Origin of the sequence: Phaeodactylibacter xiamenensis, assembly GCF_965229835.1 — a bacterium.
Lineage (GTDB): Bacteria > Bacteroidota > Bacteroidia > Chitinophagales > Saprospiraceae > Phaeodactylibacter > Phaeodactylibacter xiamenensis.
The window spans coordinates 4,665,736-4,676,031 of sequence record NZ_OZ245931.1; the positions used below are offsets into that span (position 1 = coordinate 4,665,736).

Below are 10,296 nucleotides of genomic sequence, written 5' to 3' on the forward strand. Positions count from 1 at the left end.
CGGAACCTCATTTTTATACCTTAGCCCGTTTCTTCATGGCCTGTACAGGATAAAGATAGGCGTTCTAAAGCAATCTGTTCACAGTTTGCTTTGATAACGAAAGAATAGGAAGGCGCCCCCTCCTGTGAGGAGCAACAGCATTGCCGGCAGGTAAGACTTGAGCGCTGCCAGTCCATGAAGCAATGGTTCTGAAAAAAAGAACCCCAGGTTGCCCACAATTAGCACCCAAAGCAGTGTACTAATGAAGCTGAAAAGCGCAAAGCGGATAACTGGAACTTTAGCTACACCGAAAAGCGTAGGCAGGACAATCCGAAAGCCATACATGAACCGGTAAACCAGCAATAACAGTGTAGAACGCTGTTCAACCGCAGTTGCCATCTGATTGAAGCGAGGCTGCAGCTTAGGGCGCCGGTCAATAGCGGTCTGCCCCCCCTTGCGGCCAGCCAGATAGAGCGACCAGTCTACAGCTTGAGCGCCCAGGAATACAGCCAGTAATACATAATAGAAATTGAGGTAGCCCAGCCGGGTGGCCTGTATAGCAGTCAGAAAAGCCACTTCTCCCTCAAGTACTGCACCCAGGAAAGCTCCAATATATCCGAGAGACGAGATCCATTCTGCCATGAGGTTGATTTTAAAAATGAACAAATTAGCTTCTCAACAGGCAAAGATGCAGGATTGGTTCCGGAAACACATCAACTCATCGTTAAAAAATGATAATCAGTTTGTTACCTCCGCCGGGTGGATGTCAAAACCGGCATCTTCAACGGCTTCAACCACCGCCGCTTCGTCAAAATCTGAGCCGCTGACCGAAAGGATTTTGTCCGGGTTGCTGGTGTCTACTTCCCAGTGGTCTATACCGGGGACATCGCCTAAAAAACCAGTGACGGCTTTCACGCAGTTGCCACAGTTAATATTGGTTTTGAATTTCTTCGTTGGCATGGTTGATTTACAGGTTGGTATTGGCTTGAGAACGCCTGAGAAACCAAGATAGTTGAGGCGTATACCAACGGATTCAAGCTCCTTTTAGGCCGAGCTTCGGATCAGATAAATTTGTGATCAAACAAGGTATGCCTTATATTAATCTTTGAAATGTATGGCACCAGCAGAGGTTGAGGAAAAATAACCACATTGCCGGGCTGTTAACAACTATTTTATTCGGAAAGGACAGAGGAGCAAGGATGAGCAATCAACCAACAGAACAACATAGAGCGTTATTCGAAAAGGCACAGCAGTATGAGGCAGGGTCTGATCCCTACAACGCAGTCAAACTTTACAAGTTGGTGGCCCGGGAAGCCCCTCAGTGGGAGCAGCCCTATTTACGGCTGGGACAACTGTACAAGTACCGCAGAGAATGGAAGCCCACGTTGTACTACAACAAAAGAGCTGTTACTCTTGATGTGTCCAACCGGCAGGCATGGTGGGACGTTGGACTGGCTGCAACGGCCATCGGAAAATTAAAACAGGCACGCAGGGTCTGGGATAAATTTGGCTGGAGCCCTCAGAAGCAATATTCCCTGAAGCCGGTTTCTGTGAGGCTTCAATTCCAAAATCAGTTTGAGGTGATGTGGGCCCAAAGGGTCAGCCCTTGCCTTGGATATATCCGCTCCATCCCTCAGCCTGCATCCGGGCGCCATTACGGAGACCTGGTGCTGATCGATAATGTAGTACGCGGTTACCACAGCAGCGGCATGTACCGATTGCCTATATATGATGAGCTGGGGCTGAAGAAATGCGGGCATTACGGAGCTTATTCCTGTACTTTGCTTAGTGCTGGGGAGGACGATATCAAGCTACTTCAGCAACTGTGCCTGGAGCAGAACCTTGGCTTTGAAGTTTGGGGCAACGCAGCTCAGGCCGCTACCGTTCGGGATTCAGGGGGCAAGCCGGAGTACTACGCTTTTAACTGGGATACGGCCCCGGAATTATTAGTCGCTATTGCTGCCCGGCAGGAAGCGGAGGCACTCAGCGTGCTGAAAAACTGGGAAGTCATTTCGCTCAAAAGCTTCACAGGCTTCAGAGCACATCAAATCCTTTAACCTATTTCCAATTAATTATTAAATCTATGACGGAATCACAGCGCAATCGTATCAATGCGGTCATTGAGGAAGGCTACCACTTTGACCTTAGCGGTTATATCAGCCGGGGCTTTACGCTCTTCCAGAAAAGTGCGGGCAACTTTATCGGCTTTGCCTTTCTGGCAGGCATGATCATAGTTGTTGCCAGCCTTGTCCCCTTCATAGGGTCCCTGCTTTCTAATCTGGTTCTTACACCTGCCCTTTTGGTAGGAGGCTACCTTGCTGCCCACAAGCTCCATCGGGATGAACCACTGGAATTTGGCATTTTTTTCAAGGGGTTCGATTATGTAGGGCAACTCGCACTAGCCGCTTTAGTGACGAACCTGATCATTTTCGCTTCCTTCATCCCGATGCTTGTCGTTTGGTATCTGACGGGCACCTTTGAATGGGTATGGAATGCTATTGATAATCCCCTGGCTACCCCTGAGCCCCCTGCTTTTCCAATATGGTCTTTTCTCTTGCTGGCGCCAGCCGTTTATTTCAGTATCGCTTATTCCTGGGCTTATCACTTCATTGTGTTTTACGAAATGGAGTTTTGGGATGCTATGGAAACCAGCCGGAAAGTCATCAGCAGGAAATGGGGCCTGTTTTTTCTTTTTCTCCTGGTCCTCGGGCTTCTGGTTGGGCTGGGTTTCCTGGTGTTCTTTGTGGGCGTATTAGTGGCATTCCCTGTGCTGATGTGTGCCAGTTATGCCGCATTCGCTGATGTTACGGAACTGCTTGCAGAGGAGGAAGATGACCTGGTAGAGCACCTGATTGATTAGTTCTTGACAGGGATGTTTTCCTGAGCGAGCCAGTCTGTGATAGGGCGTTGCTGAATAGCCGCGGCCATCATGCCCGGGAACTGTTCTGGCGTGCAGGCGAAGCAGGGGATATTGAGCACGGCTAACTGCGCCGCGATATCCTTGCTGTAGGCAGGTGCGCCCTTGTCATTCAGGGCAAGCAATGCAATAAACTGAGTGCCGGCTGCCTTGATTTGGGCTGCCTGGGCAAGGAGCTTTTCCGGGCGCCCACCCTCGTACAGATCACTAATGAGTACGAGTATGGTATCATTGGGGCGGCGGATAAGCGGCCGGGCATAGGTTACGGCCTTGGCAATGTCGGTGCCACCGCCAAGTTGAGTGGCGAACAGCAAATCCACCGGGTCCTGCAGGTGCTCAGAAAGGTCTGCAACCGAGGTGTCGAAGGCAATAAAACGGGTGTGAAGGGCCGATACAGAAGCCATAATACAGCTCAGGATGCTTGCGTAAACCACAGAAGCAGCCATAGAGCCACTTTGGTCAGCCAGGATAAAAACATCCTTCAGCCGTGACCGCTTTCGTCCATACCCGTGCAGCTGCTCAGGGATAATCGTTTTATAGTCCGGCTGATAATGTTTCAGGTTGGTGCGGATCGTGCGGTGCCAGTTGATTTCGTTGAGGCGGGGACGCCGGTTGGGGGTCGCCCGGTCAAGGCTGCCCCGGATGGCCCGCTTAAGTGGAAACTCCAGGCGTTTTTCCAGTTGTTGTACAATTTTTCTGATTACGATTCTTGCTGAAGCTCTGGTTTCATCAGTCATCTGCTTGTTCAGGCTCAGCAGAGTGCCAACGAGTTCCACATCAGGCTCAATCGCTTCGAGTAATTCCGGCTCCAGTAGCATGCGTTCCAGGCCCAGGCGCTGTAGAGCATCGCGCTGCATGAGTTGGACCACAGGAGTGGGGAAGTAACGGCGGATATCTCCCAGCCAGCGATTGACATTTGGGGCAGAGCTGCCGAGGCCGCCCTTACGGTCACTATCGTAAAGGGCTTCCAGAACTTTGTCCATCCCCTTCGCGTTCCCTGACAACGGGACGGAAACGGAAGGGTCTGACTGTTTTCCCAGAATAAGCCGCCAGCGTTCTGTTTTCTTTGCCTCGTCCAATTTTTAATTTTGAATTTTCAACTTTTATCTTTCTTTGCACGAAGATAGCAGATTGACCTGCCTTTTGCATATTTTCAAACGAATATGGCCTTTATAGATATCCTTATTCCGGTGGTGTTAGCGCTCACGATGTTTGGCGTTGGGACTTCTCTGGAGCTTTCAGACTTCAAAGAGATTGTAGCCCGGCCCAAACTGGTAGCGTTGGGATTGAGTTTGCAAATGCTGTTTCTGCCAGCTGTGGCTTTTCTGGTCTGTCTGTTGTTGCCCGTTAGCAATACCTGGAAATTGGGCATCATTATTTTGTCGCTTTGCCCGGGCGGGGCAACCTCTAATTTTATTTCCTATTTGCTGGAGCTTAAGACCGCTCTTTCTATAAGCCTGACCGCGATCAACAGCCTGCTGATTTTGGTGACTATCCCGGTGGGGGTCAACCTCGGGGCAGAAGTGTTTATGCATACCTCAGCCTCGTTCAGTCTTTCGGGTACAGAGACGTCTTTGAATGTACTGCTGATCGTGCTTCTGCCCGTTTCACTGGGGCTTATATTTCACAGGCAGTTCCCGGTACTTGCAGAGCACTTTAAGCGGCCAGTGAAAGTGGTGACCACCCTATTGCTGGCAGCTGTTTTTGCCATTAAATTCTTTGGAGGCGAAGAAAGCGGAGGGAGCCAAATCAGTTGGGCAGATATCGCTGTGCTCGCCCCGGTCATGCTTGGTTTCCACTTGTTTACGATGTTTATGAGCTACTGGACCGCCAATCGTATCGTGAAAGAAAGTGCTTATGATGCCATTACGATCGGTATTGAGGTGGGGTTGCAAAACACTACGCTGGCGCTGTTAGTGGCAACCGTGATGATTGGTGACGAACAGATGGCTGAACCCACCTTAGTGTACGCCATGTTTTCTTTCTTTACTACCCTTGGTTTTGGCTATCTGGCGAAGTGGTCTGCCGATAAGCACGCTGCATCATAAAAAAAGCCCTCTGAGCAACGTGGCTCGGAGGGCTACAATTCTCCCAACACATTTAAATCTTTATCTCTTGTTTTGAACAAGATGTCGGTAAAGAAACGAAGAATTGGGTTGTTCTAAAATGTGAAAAACATGTAATGGCAGCCTTGTTCCGTAGTCCGGGCAAGATATCTCAAAAGGGGATTTTTTCCCATTTTGAATAATTAGTCTCGAATTGGGATGTCCTGGAGCGGGGCTTTGTAGTTAAATAATTGTATTACAGGTGTTTGTGTCTTTTGGCATAGCTTATGCAGTAGTTGAAACCGGTAATGAGAGCGAATCTGTCTGAGAATCAGGCAACGTTCATTTAAGTTATGTTGGAGGAAGCTTCGCAATTATAATGGGGAATCACAACAGAAGCTTCCTCCCCATAACGCTCTCCAAACTGTTGATTATTACGCTGCAAAAGTGCTGCGATCAAGATAAATGGGTTTTTAGGTGTATTTGTAGCTAGCCGCCAGGTACTGATTTCATTCATAAGAGAGCGAATATTAACTCGAGGGTTAAAAAGTTTTAATTGAGAATCAGAATGGTGGCTAGCTTTTTTTATGCCTGCAACTTTGAAAGTTTTTCTCTGAGCAGCGGTATAGCCTTTTCCGTATCTGTCACAAGTTGATTGATCTGCTGGTCTATTTGGTCTTTTGCCGGTGCTGTCTTGGCTATTTTTTCAATAGAGAGCGCAGTTTCCTGCTGCGCAGACATGCCAAGCATCATATAGTTAGGTTTTAACTGATGAGCCATCCTGTATACCGTATCCCAGTCTTCCTGTATCAGCCCTTCTGATAATTTGGCGATGTTTTCCGGTGCTTCCTGAATAAAGGTTTCAACGATCTCTTTGACGAAGTTTTCGTCTCCTCCGCTAAATTCATGCAGGTAGGTGAGGTCGACTTTGACAGGGGCCTGGCTATTATCATGCTCTGTATTCATGGCTAATTGCTTTTTGCTAGTTGAATGGCTCAGTTGTAAGCTGTTAAGGATAAGTTTTGATAGTGCAGCCGGAGAAAAAGGTTTGGTGATAAACTCGTTCATGCCAGCCTCGATAGCGCGCTGCTTTTCGTCCAGCAGGGCCGCTGCGGTTAGCCCGATAATGAGGGAGTGCTGATTGGGGTTGCCTTCTTCAGCTCTGATTTGAGCAGTAGCCTGGCAACCGTCAAGTTTGGGCATGTGAATGTCCATCAGGATGATGTCAAAGTGTTGTTGCCTGGTTTTTTCCAGAGCCTCTTCCCCATCATTCGCAATCATAAAGTGGCACCCCCAGTCTTTTAGGATATGGCTGGCCAGCTTTTGGTTCATAGGGTTGTCTTCCACAAGGAGTACCCAAAGAGAACGGAGCAGGCCCTGATGGACGGCCTGCCCAATCGGGGTTGCCTCCTGACCTTCATCTGACTGTTCAGACATGGGCATCGATAGGTTAAAGATGAAAGCGGTACCTTTGCCTGGCTCGCTTTCTACCCAAATTTTGCCTCCCATGAGCTCAACAAGTTGTTTGACTATGGAGAGCCCCAGCCCGGTACCGCCGTACTTACGGGTAATATCCGAGTCTGCTTGCTTAAAGTTCTGAAAAATGAGCTCCAGCTTTTCTTTGGCGATACCTATACCGGTATCGAACACTGTAAACTGCAGGCTCATGTGCGTATCTGTGCGCTTTATAAGCCGGGCTTTGATGCCAATGGTGCCCCGGCTGGTAAATTTAATGGCGTTGCCGAGCAGGTTGGTGAAAACCTGGCTCAGGCGGGTAGGGTCACCAATAAGCTGACGGTCTATCTGCTCATCGAGGTCCAGATTGACGCTTACTGGTTTATCCTTCACTTTAAGTTGGAAGCTCTGCTTGAGGTTGTTCAGAATACGGCGAAGGCTGAAGGGGCTTGATTCGAGGCTGAGCTGGCTGGCTTCAATTTTGGAGAGGTCCAGTATATTGTCGATAAGGGATAGCAGGCTGTCTGCTGAAAATTTGAGCGAATCCAGGTAGTCCCGCTGCTCCGGGGTAGGCTGCGTATTGAGCAGTAAGTGCGTCATACCGATTACGGCATTCATTGGTGTCCGGATTTCATGGCTCATGTTGGCCAAAAACTGCCGTTCGGCCTGTATGGCTTTTTCTGCCCGGTTTTTTGCAGCTTGTAGCCGTTCTTCCAGTTGTTTGCGCTCTGTAATATCGTAATGTATACCGATGTAGCCCTTCAGTTGGCCCCGCCGGTCAAGGATAGGCGTACTGCTGACTATCGCCCAGATGGTGCTGCCGTCCTTGCGCATAAACTGTTGCTCATAGATAACAGCTTCTGAAGCTGCCCGTTCTGCCCGGTACAGTTCGTCGCGGTAAATTTCCGGAGAGGCCACAAAGATATCTTCAGGTTTCCTGCCGGTAAGTTCGGACTCTTCATAGCCTAACATGGTGCAGAAACGGTCGAAAGCTCGTGTGATGAGCCCTTGTTCATTCAACTCCAGCAGGCCCAGCTCCATATTTTCAAGGATGCCCCGGTAGCGCTCCTCACTTTCCTGAAGGCGGGTTTTAGCCGTTTCGCGGGCTGTGATGTCATGGCATTGCCACAATAGGCCAAGGTGCTCCGTTCCGGAATGGACAGGAATAGCATCGAAACAGAGAATTTGCCCATCGGGCATGGTAAACTTCTGATCCGTAGACAATACCCCCGCTTTGAGTGTCTGGCTGGTCCAGTTTTGGAAGGCTTCCGGCTCTGTATGTTGCAGAGCCACTTCCTGAAGCAGTATGGTGGCATCCACGCCTATCAGATCTTCCGGGGCATAAGGTATCTTAAATAACTCACAGAACACTCTGTTTACAAGCAGGGTCTTACGTTCGGTATCTTCAAAAAGTATGGCGGCCTGAAGGTTGGCCACAAGCGCACTAAGCTGTGTGTTGAGTTGGCTGAGCCGGTTTTCATATGCGTATTGACTGGTAATATCGCGTACGATGTGGCGCGATCCTGCCCGGTGGCCATTTATATCGCGTATGAGGGTGGAATTAAAAGTAACATACCTTTCCAGTTGGCCAGAGGTTAGGATGCGGCACCTGAAGTTGCGGTCGGACTCGAAGTCAAGTAACTTTTGCAAAAAATATTCAAACTTGTCCCGGTCGTCAGGGTGGATGAAATTGGTTAGCTTGTACCGGGAAGGCGCTGTGCCGCTCTTATTTGCCGCAATATCCAGTAAAGCCTGTGCCGACCGGTTGGTTTTTTCGATGTGGTCGGTCTTGTTGAGAATGACCAGTGAGTCAGACATGTTCTCGAACAGGTCACTGTACTGGGCAACGCTTTTTTCGAGCTGCCCCTGCACCTGACTGACTAATTGTTGCTGTTCCCTCAGGCGGGCATGGACCATGCAGGCATCCATGGAAATCCCGAACTTTACGATTAGTTTGGAAAGCTCCTGCATAGAATTTAATTCGAATGGCTGCTCTCTGTCAGCTTCGAAAATCTGCACAAAGCTGAAAACAGGTAATTGGAAGTACCCGTAGGCGCCTTTCCCCAGGTGGGCGCTGTATACGAAAGGCTCTTCCTCGGTTTTTTTGGACAACACTTTAGTGAAAAAGGGGCGGTCTTCTAGTGTTTTTGGGGTCGAATGGTCTTCTGATACGACTGCCGAAGTGTGATCGGCCTGCTCCGGGTAGGCGAATTCGAGTTGATAGGCACCAGAAGGGGAGCGCAGCCACAGCCCCGCAAAAGTAAGGCTGGTGGACTCAACGAGCTTACTCAGGAAAAATCTGGCATTCTCCTGAGCATGGAGTGATGTTCCTATCGCGAGCGAGAGCTCAAAGAAACGCTCCAGCTCGGTTCTTTCTATTTGGTGCATATCTGATGACCTGATTGCTCGATTGGCGGTTTATCCAGCCTGTTCGACATCTTCTTTCTCTTCCTTTAGCATGCGATAAATCGTTGATTTACCAATATCGAGTTTTTCGGCGACCTTAATGACATCATTTTCATATTTTTTCAGAAAGTGATGAATGATCAACCGTTTGTATTCCTCCAGGGTTAACTCTTCAGTCAGGAAAGCATCTTCTTTCCGGATACTTCTAAACTGAATATCATCAGCAAGTATGCCTTCAGATTCATCTGCCATCACAGCGGCGAGCTCGATAACCGCGCGAAGTTCCCGTACATTTCCCGGGAAGCTGTATCCCAGTAGTTTATTCTTGGCTTCTTTGGTCAGTAAAAGGCTGCTCAGCCCATTTTGTTTGCTGAATTCCTTTAAAAAGGAATTGGCCAGCAGAAAGACATCGTTGCCGCGGTCTCTGAGCGGAGGCAACTCAATAGTCAGCCCCAGAAGACGGTAGTAGAGGTCCTCCCGGAACCGTCCGGCTTTGACTTCTTCGCCCAGGTCTTTATGGGTGGCAATAATGATCCGGGCATCAAAGGGGATCGGTTCTTCCCCTCCTACCCGTACGATCTCCCGCTCCTGAATAGCCCGGAGCAGCTTAGCTTGGAGGTTGAGGTCCACTTCGCCAATCTCATCCAGAAACAATGTGCCTTTATCCGAAAGTTCGAACTGTCCCTTTTTCCGTGTCACAGCACCGGTGAAGGCCCCTTTTTCGTAGCCAAAAAGTTCACTTTCCAAAAGGTCTCGGGGAATGGCTCCCATATTAACAGCCACAAAACTGCCGTCCCGGCGTGTTGAGTTGTAATGAATACTCTTGGCAACGACCTCCTTGCCCGTACCGGTTTCTCCGTGGATAGAAACGGTAATATTGGTCCGGACGGCTTTTTCCATCAACCGGAATACCCGCTGCATAGCTGGGCTCGCACCGATAACAGACTTGCTGAATTCGTACTTGGCTACTACCTCACGGCGCAACTGATCAACTTCCTCTTCAAGGTCGATCTTTTGCTTGATCTGTTTGATGTCATTTTCAAGCCGGGCCCGGAAATCCTCACTCTTCGTTATGTAGTCGTAGGCTCCTTCATTGCGGATGAGCTTGACCGCCGTTTCAACATCTTGTTGTCCAGACAAAATAACCACCGGTATATTCTGGTCATAATGCTTGATGCGTTCGAGTACTTCCTCGCCCGTCATATCAGGCAGAGAGTAGTCAAGAGAAATAAGGTGGGGGTTGAGGTTCAGTTTGTCCAGGCAAGCGGCACCCGTATCGAAGACGTGCACTTCATGATCAGGGTTGAGCTCCAGAAAGTACCGGAGCATGCGCATATATGTTGGGTCGTCTTCTACGACGAATATTCTAAAAGAGGTATCCATGGGCAAATCAGCAAACAGGTTGATGGGTAAGATATTGTTTATGGTGCAAAATTCCTAGCAATAGGTTAGAGAAAACCCCAAAGGTGCGTTTTTGGCACGGTTGTTGAACTA

Annotated in this window: 8 protein-coding genes; 3 read left to right on the plus strand and 5 right to left on the minus strand. The window is 49.1% G+C overall.

The genetic code is table 11. From position 1 onward, the window contains the following. Nucleotides 1-78: 78 nt before the first annotated feature. The gene (locus ACO08I_RS17885; RefSeq protein WP_282776423.1) at nucleotides 79-621 is read right to left on the minus strand and encodes a DedA family protein; all 543 of its coding nucleotides are present in this window, start codon (nucleotides 619-621) and stop codon (nucleotides 79-81) included. Nucleotides 622-717: 96 nt separating this feature from the next. After that, nucleotides 718-939 (minus strand): heavy-metal-associated domain-containing protein, encoded by a 222-nt coding sequence (locus ACO08I_RS17890; protein ID WP_044219074.1) that lies wholly within the window; start codon nucleotides 937-939, stop codon nucleotides 718-720. Nucleotides 940-1,178: 239 nt separating this feature from the next. Here ACO08I_RS17890 and ACO08I_RS17895 point away from each other — a divergent pair, with 239 nt between their 5' ends. Both ACO08I_RS17895 and ACO08I_RS17900 read left to right on the plus strand, forming a co-directional pair. Next, a complete protein-coding gene (locus ACO08I_RS17895; RefSeq protein WP_421946664.1) occupies nucleotides 1,179-2,036 on the plus strand; it encodes a tetratricopeptide repeat protein in 858 nt (285 codons plus the stop codon). A 26-nt stretch (nucleotides 2,037-2,062) separates the two neighbouring features. Further along, the gene (locus ACO08I_RS17900) at nucleotides 2,063-2,839 is read left to right on the plus strand and encodes a hypothetical protein (protein WP_282776447.1); all 777 of its coding nucleotides are present in this window, start codon (nucleotides 2,063-2,065) and stop codon (nucleotides 2,837-2,839) included. Here the strand turns inward: ACO08I_RS17900 and ACO08I_RS17905 are convergent. After that, nucleotides 2,836-3,975, minus strand: coding sequence for a VWA domain-containing protein (locus tag ACO08I_RS17905; RefSeq protein WP_282776449.1), 1,140 nt, complete (start codon nucleotides 3,973-3,975; stop codon nucleotides 2,836-2,838). The two genes, ACO08I_RS17900 and ACO08I_RS17905, sit on opposite strands and share 4 nt — an antisense overlap. Before the next feature lie 84 nt (nucleotides 3,976-4,059). Between ACO08I_RS17905 and ACO08I_RS17910 the strand changes: the two genes are divergently transcribed. Continuing rightward, nucleotides 4,060-4,944: a bile acid:sodium symporter family protein gene (locus tag ACO08I_RS17910; RefSeq protein WP_282776451.1), complete on the plus strand. Its 885-nt coding sequence runs from the start codon at nucleotides 4,060-4,062 to the stop codon at nucleotides 4,942-4,944. A gap of 582 nt (nucleotides 4,945-5,526) precedes the next feature. Here ACO08I_RS17910 and ACO08I_RS17915 read toward each other — a convergent pair. After that, entirely contained in the window at nucleotides 5,527-8,784 is a 3,258-nt protein-coding gene (locus tag ACO08I_RS17915) for a PAS domain S-box protein (RefSeq protein WP_421946665.1), read from the minus strand. A gap of 30 nt (nucleotides 8,785-8,814) precedes the next feature. Continuing rightward, complete coding sequence (locus ACO08I_RS17920; protein WP_282776461.1) at nucleotides 8,815-10,185, minus strand: sigma-54-dependent transcriptional regulator; 1,371 nt, start codon at nucleotides 10,183-10,185, stop codon at nucleotides 8,815-8,817. Between the last annotated feature and the right edge of the window lie 111 nt (nucleotides 10,186-10,296).